Source organism: Nakamurella sp. (genome assembly GCF_044224575.1).
Lineage (GTDB): Bacteria > Actinomycetota > Actinomycetes > Mycobacteriales > Nakamurellaceae > Nakamurella.
Genome location: NZ_JBGAKE010000001.1, coordinates 183,573 through 197,304 on the forward strand (window position 1 = coordinate 183,573; position 13,732 = coordinate 197,304).

Annotated in this window: 10 protein-coding genes; 5 read left to right on the forward strand and 5 right to left on the reverse strand. The window is 71.3% G+C overall.

Annotation, left to right across the window (positions count from 1 at the left end; all coding sequences use genetic code 11):
- The first annotated feature begins 32 nt into the window (after positions 1–32).
- Positions 33–929, forward strand: a complete 897-nt coding sequence (locus tag ACILSK_RS00860) for a bile acid:sodium symporter family protein (RefSeq protein WP_395725216.1) — start codon at positions 33–35, stop codon at positions 927–929.
- Positions 930–1,152: 223 nt separating this feature from the next.
- On the opposite strand, the gene ACILSK_RS00865 is transcribed toward ACILSK_RS00860, so the two are convergent.
- From ACILSK_RS00865 to ACILSK_RS00875, 3 genes are all read right to left on the reverse strand, one after another.
- Entirely contained in the window at positions 1,153–1,593 is a 441-nt protein-coding gene (locus tag ACILSK_RS00865) for a hypothetical protein (protein WP_395725217.1), read from the reverse strand.
- Between the two features lie 81 nt (positions 1,594–1,674).
- Positions 1,675–2,781: a glycoside hydrolase family 5 protein gene (locus ACILSK_RS00870; protein WP_395725218.1), complete on the reverse strand. Its 1,107-nt coding sequence runs from the start codon at positions 2,779–2,781 to the stop codon at positions 1,675–1,677.
- 41 nt (positions 2,782–2,822) lie between these two features.
- On the reverse strand, positions 2,823–3,911 hold the full coding sequence (locus ACILSK_RS00875) for a mechanosensitive ion channel family protein (RefSeq protein ID WP_395725219.1): 1,089 nt from the start codon (positions 3,909–3,911) through the stop codon (positions 2,823–2,825).
- A 141-nt stretch (positions 3,912–4,052) separates the two neighbouring features.
- On the opposite strand from ACILSK_RS00875, the gene ACILSK_RS00880 reads away from it, so the two are divergent.
- Positions 4,053–5,636, forward strand: coding sequence for a S8 family serine peptidase (locus tag ACILSK_RS00880; protein ID WP_395725220.1), 1,584 nt, complete (start codon positions 4,053–4,055; stop codon positions 5,634–5,636).
- On the opposite strand, the gene ACILSK_RS00885 is transcribed toward ACILSK_RS00880, so the two are convergent.
- Both ACILSK_RS00885 and ACILSK_RS00890 read right to left on the reverse strand, forming a co-directional pair.
- On the reverse strand, positions 5,622–7,316 hold the full coding sequence (locus tag ACILSK_RS00885) for a hypothetical protein (protein WP_395725221.1): 1,695 nt from the start codon (positions 7,314–7,316) through the stop codon (positions 5,622–5,624). The two genes, ACILSK_RS00880 and ACILSK_RS00885, sit on opposite strands and share 15 nt — an antisense overlap.
- 26 nt (positions 7,317–7,342) lie before the next feature.
- A complete protein-coding gene (locus ACILSK_RS00890; protein WP_395725222.1) occupies positions 7,343–9,154 on the reverse strand; it encodes a hypothetical protein in 1,812 nt (603 codons plus the stop codon).
- A gap of 288 nt (positions 9,155–9,442) precedes the next feature.
- On the opposite strand from ACILSK_RS00890, the gene ACILSK_RS00895 reads away from it, so the two are divergent.
- The 3 genes from ACILSK_RS00895 to ACILSK_RS00905 are packed head-to-tail and all read left to right on the forward strand — an operon-like array spanning position 9,443 to position 13,604.
- The gene (locus ACILSK_RS00895) at positions 9,443–11,038 is read left to right on the forward strand and encodes a protein kinase domain-containing protein (protein WP_395725223.1); all 1,596 of its coding nucleotides are present in this window, start codon (positions 9,443–9,445) and stop codon (positions 11,036–11,038) included.
- A gap of 23 nt (positions 11,039–11,061) precedes the next feature.
- A complete protein-coding gene (locus tag ACILSK_RS00900) occupies positions 11,062–11,871 on the forward strand; it encodes a purine-nucleoside phosphorylase (RefSeq protein ID WP_395725224.1) in 810 nt (269 codons plus the stop codon).
- A gap of 47 nt (positions 11,872–11,918) precedes the next feature.
- Entirely contained in the window at positions 11,919–13,604 is a 1,686-nt protein-coding gene (locus ACILSK_RS00905) for a phospho-sugar mutase (RefSeq protein WP_395725476.1), read from the forward strand.
- Positions 13,605–13,732: the final 128 nt, after the last annotated feature.

A 13,732-nucleotide genomic window follows, 5' to 3' on the forward strand; every position in this document is an offset into this window, starting at 1 on the left:
CCGGCGGCCTCGAACCGGCCGGAGGGCCGACCATGACCAGCCTGCTGCTGGCGCTGATGCCGATCATGTTCACCGCGAGCATCGCGGTCACCGTGTTCAGCTACGGCCTGCGCGCGACCAACGACGACATCATGTACGTGTTCCGGCGGCCCCGGCTGCTGGTCATCTGCCTGATCGCCATGTTCGTGGTGGTGCCGGTGATCGCGCTGGCCCTTGACGTGTACTTCGACTTCCCGTACCCGGCCCGGGCCGGCCTGGTCGTCCTTGCCCTGACGCCGATCTCGCAGTTGCTGCCCCGCACCGAGATCGCCTCCGGCGGGCGCCCGTCCTTCGCCTACGGACTGTCCTTCGTGGTGTACGCGCTGTCCATCGCGATCGTGCCCGCCATGGCGAACTTCCTGGGACGGGTCATGTCCCGGCCGTTCGACCTGCCGCCGGGCACGATCGCGGTGACCATCGCGACCACCGTCCTGGTGCCGCTGGCCGTCGGGATGCTGACCGCTCGGCTGTGGCCCCGGTTGGCCGACCGGATCGGTCCGCCGATGCTCCGGATCGCCGACATCGTGCTGTGGGTAGCCATTCTCATCGCCCTGGTCGCCCTGGCCCCAGCCATCTGGCGGATCCTGGACATCCGAACGCTGCTGGCGATGATCGTGTTCATCGCGGCCGCACTCGCGGTCGGACACTTCCTCGGCGGCCCCGACCCGGACCACTCGGTCGTGCTGGCCATCGCCTGCGCGAACCGCAACCCCGGCATGGCCATCGCGATCGCCGCGACGGTCTTCCCCGCCGAGAGCTTCACCGCGACCCTGGTCTTCTACGGGATCGTCATCGGGTTCGTCACCAAGCCCTACGTGACCTGGCAGCAACGCCGGCTGGCCGCCGCCACCCGTCCACCACAATCCGACCGGGGTTCCGACGCCCGCTGAGGGCGCACGGCCGGAAACCAGCACCGCCAGGCCGACCCGGGCGCCGGGCGATTGACCAGGGGCCGACCCATCGGTGGCCAATCATGGCGCCCGACCGCGGTCATCTCGCGGTGCGCCTCGGGCCGGAGGATCTCCGCGCCACGAAAACGGCCGCGGCCCCGGGAACCACCAGGGACCGCGGCCGCAGACCGGGCGTCGGTACGGCGTCAGCAGGGCGCCGGGATCACACCGACCCGGTCGCCACCTCGGCGTCGAGCCGGGCCAGAACGGCCTCGAACACCGCATACTCGGCCTCGTTGATCGCGTCGGCCGCGAACTCGATGGCGGCCACCGCATACCGTTCGGCGTCCTGCGCTTCGCGCAGCGCAGCGTCGGCGCTGCGCTGGGCCTGCCGATCGGCGAGCTTGCCGCGCATCGCCTCAACCTGGGCGTGCCAGCTTTGCCTGACCTCGGCCCAGTGGCCGGCGGCTCGATCCAGCACGTGGTCGGCGGCGGAGCCGGCCTGTTCGACCGAGGCCTCCACGGATGCCCGCGCCTTGGCGACCTGACCGCTGATCGCGTCCTTGGTCTGCGTTGCGGACGCGCGGACGCGTTCGGCGGCCTGGTCCACCTGCGACTGCAGGTCGGCGAACTTCTCGGAGGATGTGGTTGTTGTGGTACTCATGTCAACCCTTCGGGACAGTGGCTGGTCGGTTCGTGCGGGTTGCCCGAACGCCAGCCTGGTCGTCCGGATCCGCTGGTCGGCTCAGCCGCCCGTGGCGGCCCGTTCGCCGATGGGAAACAGGCCCAGTTCGATGGCCCGACCCAGGTCCCAGTAGTCCGCCTTCGGGCTGTCGTCCAGCAACTTGTACGCCCAGTAGGTCCACGCCTCGGCCCGGTCGAAGACCTCCAGCTGCGCACCGGCGATCGCCCGGTAGTAGGCCCTTCGCTCCGGCAGCGACCGTTGATCCAGCTCCCTGACCGCGGTGTCGAGCGACCACTCCCCCACGAGAACCGGGGCATGGGCGGATAGTTCGGTCAGTTCCGCGGCCATCGCGGTATGGACGAACTCCACGTACTCATCCAGGGACCGGGAGCCCGCCCGCAGCGTGTACATCATCAGGTACTGATGGGTGTCCACCGTGATGTTCTGGAAATCGGAGCCGTCGAGGAATCCGATCAGCTCCGGTATGCGGAAGCCGTCATGGAAGACCACCCGCAGATCCGGCGCCACCGCGCGAATGCGGTCGTAGGCCCGCCGGTAGTAGTCGAAGAGCACGTCGGTGGGCACCGGTCCGGAACCCTCGCCCTCCGCGGGCACGGCCGCGGGATACCGCCTGGGCACATCGATCAACTCCCACAGAGCCGGCGAGATCGGCTCGTTGAGCACCTCGAGCCCCCAGAACGCGTCGCGTCCCGCGTACCGGGCGGCCACCCGCTCCAGCACGTCCAGCGCGGCGCCGACGTTCCGCTGGTCGGTGTGCCACGTGCACACCCCGGCCAGACCGCCGTTGTCGAAACCGTTCTGACTGCCCGGCACCGTGTGCAGGTCGACCAGCACGCTGATTCCGTACGTGTCCGCCCAGTCGAAGGCACGGTCCACGAAGTCGATGCAGCCGATGAACGGCTCGACGTCGCCGAAGACGAAATACGGGATGGGCAGGCGCACCAGTTCGAAGCCGTGGTTCGCCAGGTAGGCGAAGTCCCTTTCGGTGATCCAGGTTCCGCGGTGCGCCCGGAACCGTTCGCGCCGCAATGGCTCATCGAGCTGCCGACACAGATTGGTCTCGTCCGGGGCTGTGGTATCCGCGAACAGCTGCGGATTCATCCACTTCTCCAGCACCAGCCAGTTGCCCAGGTTGACGCCTCGCACGGGGGTCCCTCCTTCGTCGGGATTTCGATGGTTGACGATCGTCAGCGCTCGGCCGGTTCGGTGGTGTCGGAATCCGACCGCACGGGCCAGGCCGGGTCGACCGATTCCTGCCGGTTCCGGGGCAGGCTGGCCGGATGGAACCGGCGCAGGTACTTCACCAACGCCTCTCGGACCTCCCAGCGCAGGGGTGTGATCGCATCCCCGTCCACCGCCGACACGACGACCAGCAGCTCCAGCGCGGCACCGCTCGCATCATCGACGACCAGGTTGGCGGTGCGGCGATCCCAGTACTGGGACCGGTCGACGACGCGGTTCAGCTCCTCGCGCAACGCATCCAGCGGGACGGACCAATCGACGCACAGCCGCACCTCGCCGCTGGTCGCGGTGCCCTTATGTGTCCAGTTCCGGAAGTTGGTGGTGTTGAAGTAGGTGCACGGCAGGATCAGGCAGGTCCCGTCCCAGACCCGCAGTACCACATACGTCAGCTTGATCTCCTCGATCCGGCCCCACACGCCGTCGATGTCGACGATGTCGTCGATCCGGATGCTGTCGGCAAAGGCGATCTGGATCCCGGCGAACACGTTCCCCAACGAGGTCTGCGCGGCCAGGCCCGCGATGATGCCCACCACGCCGGCCGAGGCGAAGATCCCGGCACCGATCTCCCGCACCGCCGGGATCGTCCACAACGCCGCGGCGACCCCGAGCGTGATGATCACCGCCTCCGCGATGCGGCGGATCAGGGTAATCTGGGTACGGACGTGACGTGCCTTCAAGTCGCCCATCCCGGAGGCGGGATGCTTTGCCAGTGCCGCCTTCTCGATCACCAGGACGATGTCGACCAGCAGCCAGGCGACCGCGCCGATGATGGCGATGTCGATCACCGCGGCCACCCAGGACGCCCACTCCTGACGCTGCGCCGGGCCCTGCAGGACGACTCGCACCGCGATGAGCGCACACAGCAGCACGATCGGCGACCGCCGCAGCCGCGTGTGCTCGACATCCAGCCCGAACCGAGCGGTGAGCCGACGAACCCCGACCGTCAGCACCAACCCCACCGCAAACGCCAGCACCCCGGCAACCGCGCACCAGACCAGCACCGTGGGCGCCGATTCGCCGCTGATCCCCGTCATTGTCGCTTCGGGCCCCTCATCCTGTCGCCGGGTCGAATCACCTGCTGCGCGCCGATCACCGGCGCGAGCAGTGAACCGCGAGGCAGGGTGAACCGCCCTCATCCCCCGGGGGTGAGCCGGGTGGCGGGATAATGGCCCACCATGGTGCGGACGCGTGCACGCTCGAGTCGTGGACGCCGTGTCGCGCTGATCCTCACGGGCGTCATCGTGCTCATCGCCGCGGTGGTCGTCATCGTGATCCTGCGCCGGGTCCCCGCGGCGCCGGCCGGCTCGGTCGACATCCCCGACGACCAGCCGGTCGAGGTCGTGTTCGGGCTCACCCGCGACCAGGCCGGCCTGCAGGCCTACGCGGCCGGCGGCGGCCCGGTGCTGCCATTGCCCGACATCGCGGCCCGGTTCGGCGCCGGCCTCGCCGTGCGGCAGGAGGTTTCGAACCGGTTGGGGGCGTCGTCCGTGACCTTCTCCGCGACCGGCGGCCTGGCCCGCTGGCGGACCACCTTGGGCGCGGCGTCGGCCCTGGGTATTCGGTGGGACATCAGCACCGTCGCCGGCCGGCGGGTGCTGGTTCCGGCCGGTGCGCCCGACCCACCCGCCGACCTGCGCGACGCGGTGACCGAGGTGATCCCCCTGTCACGCGTTCTGCCCACCGATCCGGCGTCGCGATCAGCATCCGCATCGGCCCCGACGGCACAGCTCACGGATCTGACGGCGGCGCCCGGCTGCGCGCAGGCCCGGCAGGCCGGCGCGGACGTGGTCGCGGCGCAGGGCCTGGACGCGGTTCAGGCAGCCGGCGCTCGCGGCACCGGCGCGCGGGTGAGCGTGATCGCGGTGACCCGCTTCGATCCGACCGCGTTCGAGGCGTGGCTGCAGTGCATCGGCCACGAACCGGTGGCGGTGCATCTGCTCCCGGTTCGCGACGGTGCCCCGGACCTGCGATCCGCCGAGGCGCAGACCGACCTGGCGGCACTCACGTTGACGCTGCCCGCGCTGGCTGCGGTGACCCTCGTCGGCGCGGACGACACCGACTGGGTGGGCGACGCTCTCGAGACGGCGCTGACCGATCCGGCGGGCCCACCGCAGGTCATCAGCTCGTCGATCGTGTTTTGCGAAGACTCGGTGTCCGCGCCCGCACGGACCCTGACCGAGTACGTGCTGGCCGCCGCGGCGGCCGCCGGGGTCGGTGTGGTGGCCGCCACCGGGGACCGGGGGTCGGCGGCCTGCACCCCGGGCGATACCGCGCCGGCGGTCACCTACCCGGCGTCGTCACCGTTCGTCCTGGCCGTCGGCGGCAGCAACGGCTCCCGCGAGGTCTGGGTGAACGCCCAGGAACACCGCGCCGGCGGCGGTGGGATGAGCAGGGCGTTCCCGGGGCGCAAGCTGCCGGACCTGGCGATGCTGGCCTCGGCGCCGGACCTCCCGCCGATGCCGGTGTGCCCTGCCGGCTGCACCTGGCGCTCCTACGGGGGCACCAGTTTCGCCGCGCCGTTCGTCGCGGGCGCCATCCTGGCGGTCGGCCAGGCTCGATCCGCAGCCGGCCTCGGACCGCTGCGGCTCGGCGTCGGCGGCGTCGACCGGTCACTCGATCCCGGCTGGTTCGACGACGTGACCCGGGGCAGCAACGATCTCAACAGTGTCGGCTGCTGCGCGGCGGCCGCCGGGTTCGACCTCGCCTCCGGCTGGGGCGTACCCAGGTTCGATGTGCTGGCCCGCTCACCCGCCGGCTGAGGCCGACGGCGAGATCGTCGGGGTCGACGGCGAGACCGGCGTGGTCGGGGTGGTCGGCGGCGGTGGCGTGGGCGGCCACTTGGGGTCGACCCAGGCGCTGCCGCACGGTGTGGGCAGGCCCTTGTAGGACGCGGCCCCCAGGAAGCAGGTCGGCGTGATCACCGGCAGGATGCCCGGGAAGACACCCGCGGCGCAATTGGTCGCGAACAGGCAGGTGCTCGACCCGTCGGCGACGTCGTAGTAGCCGGCCTCGCCGGAGCGCCAGAACCCGTAGGCCACCTGCGTCACCCCGTCGACGCCACCGGTCGGCGGGATGGTGAACCCGTTCTGGTTCAGGTACGCCTGCGGGGTCGCCCCGCCCCGGGCCGATACGAGCGCGGTGAAGTCGGCCGCGATCGGATCCCGCCAGATCGCCGACGGGTCGCCCGTGCCGTCGAAGAGGGCGTTCTTGGCGATCGGGCTCTGCCCGATCACCGTCGGCACCCAGGCCGCCGGCTCGGTGTCGCCGGGGTTCCAGCCCAACGTGCACACCGAGGCGCCGGCCGGGAACTCGTAAACCGGCGGCGGCACCGGACCGCCGCCGCCGTTGTTGCCGATCGTCCAGGCGCGCAGCACCGAGTCGTAGACGGCCTGCTGGATCGGCCCGCTGCCGGAGTTGTTGTTGTAGACGATGTCGTCCGACGAGAGCTGCGATGTCACGCACAGCGGGGTCCGGGCCCAGACGGTGCCGGTGGGGACGTGCACGATCACGTTGGTGTCCGTGACGGATGTGCCGCCGGCCTGGTAGAGGTCGCGGATGTCGGACCACAGGTCGGCCAGGGTGGCCTTGGCCGCGGCGGTGTCACCCTGCTGGTGCTGGGCCTCGATCATCAGGCTCATCCCCATCAGCGCCAGATTCACGAAGTAGGCCGTGTAGTTCTGCATCGGGCCGCTGTAGATGGGCCGGTCGTCGAAGGTGGCCGCGCCCTGATCGATGACGAAGGTGGCGAACATTCCGGGCAACGGCACGTCACCGGTGGTCGCATTGCCCTTGAAGGCCTCGGCGATGGCGGTGACGTGGTCGCGGATGCCGGTGGCCGGGTTCAGCACGTCGTCGGCCAGCTGCGAGATGGTGGACGCCGTGGTGTCCTTCGTGGCGACGATGTTGCAGTAGCGCTGCCACATCGACAGGATCGGGGCCACGTGGTTCGAAGTCAGGCTGGTGATCTCGGACTGGTAGGTGCTGTCCTTGATCAGGTTGTTGATGCCGGACAGCTCGCTCTCGATGGAGTTCAGGTCGTTACTGATCGCGGTCAATTGGCCCGACAGGTTGCTCAGCTGGGTCTGCAGGTCCGGCGGCAGGTCGCCGCTCTGACCCGAACCCAGCAGCTCGTCCAGGGCCCAGCCGACCAGGCTGCTGGGCCCGTTGCTGTACTGGACGACGCCCTCGGCAACGGTCTCGGCGACGGTGAGAGCGTCGGAGGACGGATCCGTCACGGCGGCGCCGTTGGGTGCGGCGGTGGCGGATCCGGGCACCATCGCGGACGGACTGGGCGTCTGCGTACACGACGCCGGCGTGTCGGCGACGCCCGCGGTGGACAGGCCGGTGGTCGATTGCACGGCAACCTGGCCGGACCCCGCCGAGCACCCGACCAGCAGCACGGCACTCAGGCCGACGACGAGGGCTTGACGGGCACGCATCGAAGACCGCCTCGATCTCGTCCTGGTCATGACGACGCCGACGTGCTGGTCGGGGTGGTGGCACCGGCCGGGGAAGTCACAGGGGTGGTCGGTGGAGCCTTGGGCGGGGGCGGATTGGCCGGCCACTCGGCGGCCAGCCAGTCCGTCCCGCACGCGGTCGGCAGGCCCTTGTATTCGGCGGAACCGAGGAAGCACTGGGGAGTCGCCACCACCTGGTAGCTGAGATACGCATTGCCGGCGCACTGGGCGAAGAACAAGCAGGTGTCGGTGCCGGTGGTGGCGTCGAAGTACCCGGTGTCGCCGTCGTTGATGTAGTCGTAACCCAGTTGCGGCACGCCGTACAGGCCACCGGCCTGCGGGATGGCGAACCCGTTGGCGTTCAGGTAGTCCTGTGGTGTTGCCGATCCCCGCGCCCCCGTCAGCGCCGCGTAGTCCCCGCTGACCGGCGCCCGCCACACACTGTTCGGATCGCCGGTTCCCGCGTACAGGTGGGCCGATGGCAGGCCGGCGTGGGTGAGCGCCTCCGGCACCCAGTTCCCGGCCGGGATGGCATACAGCCACCACAGCCCGCCGCACACGCGGTCACCGGTCTTGAAGGTGAAGCTGGTCGGCAGGCCGCCCACGCCGGTCGGCGGCGTGGTCGGCGCGGCCGCCCGGGCCGATTCCGGAGCCGTCGCGGCGACCTCGGCGATCCTGCTCGACAATGCGGCGCCGGCGGTCGAGCCGGAGTTAGCCGTCAGATCCACCACGTTCCAGGCCAACGCCTGCTGGTCGATGTCCGGATTGTTCAGCTGGTTCGGGGCGTCGGAACTGTCGAATGCCGCAGTGATGCAGATGGGCGAACGCGACCACACGGTGCCGGTCGGGATGTGCAGCACTCCGGCATCGTTGGACACCGGCGCCCCCGTGCTCCGGTAGATGGCTTCGACGTCGGCCCACAGGTCGTTCACCGCGGCTTCGGCGAGCGCGGTGTCACCCTGCTGGTGATAGGCCTCGGTCAGCAGCGTCATGCCCATGACGATCAGGCTGGTGAAGTACTCGGCGTACGGAATGACGTACTGCTGGTACAGCGGCTGGTCGTCCAGCGGCGGCACGCCCTGATCGACCAGGAATGTGGAGAACATCCCGGGCAACGCCACCTCGCCGGTGACCTGCGACCCGGTGTACACCTCGGTGATCGCGGTGGTGTGCGCGGTGACGCCGTTCGCCGAGTCCAGGATCGCAGACGTCAAGTTCTTGATGGAGGCGGCGTCGGTGTCCTGCGTGCTGGTGATCTCGCAGTAGTCCTGCCACATGGACAGGATCGGCGCGATGTGGTCGGTGGTCAGGCTCTGGATCTCGGTCTGGTAGGTGGCGTCCTTGATCTGGTTGGTGATGCCGGCAAGCTGACCGGAGATCTGGTTGAGCTGGCTGCTGATCGTGCTCATCTGGGTCGACAGATTGGTCAGCGCCGTCTGCAGTTGGGGGTCGATGTCGCCGCCCTGCTGGCCGGCCTGAAGCAACTCGCCCAGCCCCCACCCGACCAGACTCAACCCACCGCTGTCCCATGCGGCGACGCCCGTCGCCAACACATTGGCGACCTGGGCGAACTCGGGGTCGACCGGGATGGGCGGGCCGGCCGCAGTGGCCGATGGCGCCGCCGACCCGGGCAGCAGCGCCGTGGCGTCCAGCGGGGTCGCGCAGGAGACCGGGGTGTCCGCCGGCTGACCGGTGGCGCCGGCCGCGGTGGATTGAACCGTCGTCACGTCGGACGGTGCCGTCCCGCAGGAGGCCAGCAGAGTCGCGCACAGCAGGCCGGCGATCCAGCCAGCCGGCCGGCGGTACCGAGGTTCGCGCATCGACGAATACTAGGACCGCGCTGAACAATCAGGCTCCTACGTCGCCAGATTGCCTGCGCCGGTCCAACTGCCCACATGGCGGCCTCGCAAGCTCGGCCGACTCTGAAAGAGCGCCTTCGGTCGACCGGGGTCGCGTCAGCCGTCGCGCTCCGCTCGATCAACGGGTCTTCGTCGACGATTCCGGCCGGCCGACCGGTCCGCCGCCACACCCGACGGTGACGGGGCCTGCGGCCGACACCACACCGCGCGGCGGTGTCCGCCACACGCGGGCTTTGGCACGATGGGCGGGTGACCGCTTCAGCCGCCCCCGGAGGGACCCCTACCCCGCGGGTGTTGGCGGACCGGTACCGCCTCGACTCGGTGATCGGCAAGGGCTCGATGGGCACCGTCTGGGCGGCCACCGACCTGGTGTTGCACCGCAACGTGGCGATCAAGGAGATCGACTTCCCGGTCGGCACACCGGCGGGTGAACGCCGGCAGCTGGAGCAACGCACTCTGCGGGAGGCCCGGGCGATCGCCGCGCTGTCCAACCCGTACGTCATCACGCTGTTCGACATTCTCACCGTGCCCGCCGGTCCGGTCATCGTCATGGAGCTTCTGCATTCCCGGTCGCTGGCCGACATCCTGAAGCGGGTCGGTCGCCTGCCGGACGGTCAGGCCGCCACCATCGGGGTGGCGGTGGCCTCGGGCCTGCTGGCGGCCCACGCCGCCGGCATCACCCATCGCGACGTCAAGCCGGCCAACGTGCTGATCTGCGATGACGGGCGGATCAAGCTGACCGACTTCGGCATCGCCCGCAGTTCGGCGGAGAACACGATGACCGCGACGGGCCTGCTGTTGGGCTCACCGGCCTACATCGCCCCTGAGGTGGCCAGCGGTACACCGGCCGGCCCGGTGTCGGACGCCTGGAGTCTCGGTGGCCTGCTGTTCGCCTGCGTGGAGGGCCGGCCGCCGTTCGACCAGGGCACCGCGATCGCCACGCTCACCTCGGTGGTGAAGGATCCCGTGCCTCCGCATCCGCACTCCGGGCGGCTCGGTGCGGTGGTGTCCGGCCTGCTGGTGAAGACTCCGAACCTGCGCATGCGCATCGAGAAGTCGTTGCAGATCATGCGCGGGATCGCCGACGATCCGTCCGGCACGTACCTGGCGGCGGTGAGCCGCATTCCGCGGAGCGAGTGGCCCGGTTTCGGCCGGAATGCCACCACCGGATCCCACTCGATGACGCCACCGCCGGCACCCGGCGCCGGGCGCCAGCAGAATCCGGCGGCCCGGAGCCTGCCGCCCGTCCGCTCGTCCGGACCGTCGGCGTCGCCGGCCCGGCCGGTCCCGGGCGGCCCCGGTGGGGCACCTCTGCACTCGACCCAGCGTCCACCGGCCATGGGCGATTCCTCGTTCGCCTTCCGGCCCGCGGCGCCGCCGGTCGGTCCGCCCCCCGGCGACCCGGCGTCGGGCACCGCGTCACCGACCGGGCGGCCCGACGATCCGGCTCGACCGCAGGACTCCGCGCAGTTCAGCCGCAACATGCCGCTGCACGGCATCCAGCAGGCGGCCGGACAGGCCGGGCCGGGCTTCGGCACCCGGGCCGAGCCGCTGCCCCCACCGCCCTGGGCACAGGCGGACGCCGCGGCCCTGCCGCCGCTGCCGGACGTGGCCCCGGAACCCTCGGCCGCCAGACGGATCGCCGTCGCGGTGGTGGTCGCCCTGCTCGCGGCCGTCGCGGGTTTCTTCGCGGTGCGGCTCATCGCCGATGCCGCCGACGGCAGCGCGGCCGCGCCGCCCACGGCGATCGCACCGGCGTCTCCCGGCCCGCAGGCTCTCGCCCCGGCATTGGGGGGGACGGTCGTCGTCGCCGCACCGATCGGATTCGAACCGCCCGTCGTCTGACCGGCCCGGTTACGCTCCCGGGCATGTCTGTCGACCCCGCCACGCATGCCCGAGCGACCGCCGAGGAGGCCGCGGCGGCGATTGCCCGGGCCACCGGCGCCTTGCGCCACGACGTCGCCCTGGTGATGGGCTCCGGCTGGTTACCCGCGGCCGAACGCCTGGGCACCGCCGCGGTCGAGCTCGACGTGGCCGAGCTGCCCGGGTTCGCGCCGCCGTCCGTCGAGGGACACTCCGGACGCCTCCGGTCGATCCCGGTCGCGGACAAACGGGCGCTCGTATTCCTCGGCCGCACCCACCTGTACGAGGGCCGCGGCGTCGGGTCGGTCGCGCACGCCGTCCGGACCGCGGCCGCGACCGGGGCCCGGCTGATCGTCCTGACCAACGCCGCCGGCGGGATCCGGCCGGGCATGAAACCGGGCGATCCGGTGCTGATCTCCGATCATCTCAACCTCACCGCGACGTCTCCGCTCACCGGCGCGACGTTCGTCGACCTGACGGACCTGTACTCGCCCCGCCTGCGTGAACTGGCCCGGTCGATCGACCCGACGCTGGCCGAGGGGGTCTACGCGCAGCTGCCCGGGCCACATTTCGAGACGCCGGCCGAGATCCGGATGCTGCGCGGGATGGGCGCCGATCTGGTCGGCATGTCGACCGTGCTGGAGGCCATCGCGGCGCGGGCTGCCGGGGCCGAGGTGTTCGGGCTGTCCCTGGTGACCAACCTGGCCGCCGGCATGACCGGCGAGCCGCTCAACCACGAAGAGGTGCTGGCCACCGGCCGGGCGGCGGCCGCGCGGATGGGCGACCTGCTCGCCGAGTTGGTGGCCCGCGCGTGACCGGCGCGGGCGTGTCCCGGCTGACCCCCGACCTGCGGGACGCGGCGATGCGGTGGATCGCCGACGACCCGTCGCCCGATGATCGGGCCGAGTTGCAGCGGGTCCTCGCCGGGGCCATGGCCGGTTCGGCCGAGGCGGTCGCCGACCTGGCCGACCGCCTGTCCGCGCCCCTGGCGTTCGGCACGGCCGGGCTGCGGGGGCCGCTGCGGGCGGGGCCCGCGGGAATGAACCTGACGGTGGTCCGCCGGGCCGCGTACGGCATCGGGTCCTTCCTGCTGGGGTCCGGCGAACGCGACGGTGTGGTCGTGGTCGGCTACGACGGCCGGCGCCGGTCCGCCGAATTCGCCGCCGATGCGGCCGGAGTGCTTGCCGCGCAGGGCTTTTCGGTCCTGCTCAGTAGCCGGGCGCACCCCACCCCGCTGACCGCGTTCGCCGTCCGGGAGCTGGGGGCCGCGGCCGGTTTGCAGGTCACCGCCTCCCACAACCCGCCGCAGGACAACGGTCTCAAGGTGTACCTGCGGGGTGGCGCGCAGCTGATCTCGCCGCTGGACACCCGGATCGAGCAGGCCATCGCCGCCGCCCCCGCGGCCCGGTCCATCGAGGTGAACGAGACCGCCGGTGGCCCGCTGGTTCTCGGCCCGGTCGTCACCGGATCGGTCCGGCCATGGCCCGATTCGATCGTGGACGACTACCTGGCGCGGGCCGCGACGCTCGCCCGTACCGGGCACACCGGCACCGGCGTGGGCGTGGCACTGACCCCCATGCACGGTGTCGGCGGCGAGATCGCCGTCAAGGCATTACACCTGGCCGGCTTCCCGACCGTGCACGTGGTCAGCGAGCAGGCCGTGCCGGACGGCGGCTTCCCGACCGTGCCGTTCCCGAACCCCGAGGAGCCCGGGGCCACCGACCTGCTGCTGGCGCTGGCGGCGCGGACGGACGCGGCGGTCGCGGTGGCGCTCGACCCGGACGCCGACCGGTGCGCGATCGGCGTCCCGACGGGCGGATCCTGGCGGATGCTCACCGGTGACGAGACCGGTGCTCTCCTGGCCGATCATCTGCTTCGGCACCTGGACCGGACCGCCCACCCGGATCCGCTGGTGGCCACCACCATCGTGTCGGCCGAACTGCTGCGCTCGATCGCCGCCGGGTACGGCGCGCGGTACGACGAGACGCTGACCGGGTTCAAGTGGATCGTGCGGGCCGGCGACGGCGAGGGCACCGGCCTGGTTTTCGGCTATGAGGAGGCCCTGGGCCTGTGCGTCGACCCGGACCGGGTGCGGGACAAGGACGGCATCTCCGCGGCCGTGCTGGCCTGCGATCTGATCGCCGAACTCGCCGCGGCCGGCCGGACGATTGGCGACCGGTTGGACGAGCTGGCCCGGACGCACGGCCTGTTCGTCACCGGGCCGCTGTCCATCCGGGTGGCCGACCTGTCGCTGATCCCGCAGGCGATGCGCCGGCTGCGGTCGAGTCCCCCGGCCTCCCTGCTGGACGATCCGGTGACCGAGTCGACGGATCTGCTCCCGCAGACCGACGGGTTGCGCTGGCGGACCGACCGCGTGCGGGTCGTGGTCCGCCCCTCCGGCACCGAGCCGAAACTCAAGTGCTACCTGCAGGTGCACGCGGACGTTCCGGCCGCCGCCGACGACGCCACCCTGGCGGCCCTGCGGGCAACCGCCACCGGCGACCTCGACCGCCTCCGGGCCGAGGTGGCTCAGATCGTCGGCCTCTGACCCCGGCCGGGCCCTCGCCGCGCGGATCGTCGGCCTCTGACCCCGGCCGGGCCCTCGCCGCGCGGATCAACAACGCCGGCGCGGACGAACTCGCACTCTCCCGTCCCACCCGTCACATTCGGGGTGAG

Excerpts from the sequence above, each read along its gene's own strand:
- ACILSK_RS00890 (WP_395725222.1), bottom strand. The coding sequence starts at position 9,154 with ATGCGCGAACCTCGGTACCGCCGGCCGGCTGGCTGGATCGCCGGCCTG.
- ACILSK_RS00865 (WP_395725217.1), bottom strand. The coding sequence starts at position 1,593 with ATGAGTACCACAACAACCACATCCTCCGAGAAGTTCGCCGACCTGCAG.
- ACILSK_RS00900 (WP_395725224.1), top strand. The coding sequence starts at position 11,062 with ATGTCTGTCGACCCCGCCACGCATGCCCGAGCGACCGCCGAGGAGGCC.
- ACILSK_RS00860 (WP_395725216.1), top strand. The coding sequence starts at position 33 with ATGACCAGCCTGCTGCTGGCGCTGATGCCGATCATGTTCACCGCGAGC.
- ACILSK_RS00885 (WP_395725221.1), bottom strand. The coding sequence starts at position 7,316 with ATGCGTGCCCGTCAAGCCCTCGTCGTCGGCCTGAGTGCCGTGCTGCTG.
- ACILSK_RS00880 (WP_395725220.1), top strand. The coding sequence starts at position 4,053 with ATGGTGCGGACGCGTGCACGCTCGAGTCGTGGACGCCGTGTCGCGCTG.
- ACILSK_RS00905 (WP_395725476.1), top strand. The coding sequence starts at position 11,919 with ATGCGGTGGATCGCCGACGACCCGTCGCCCGATGATCGGGCCGAGTTG.
- ACILSK_RS00875 (WP_395725219.1), bottom strand. The coding sequence starts at position 3,911 with ATGACGGGGATCAGCGGCGAATCGGCGCCCACGGTGCTGGTCTGGTGC.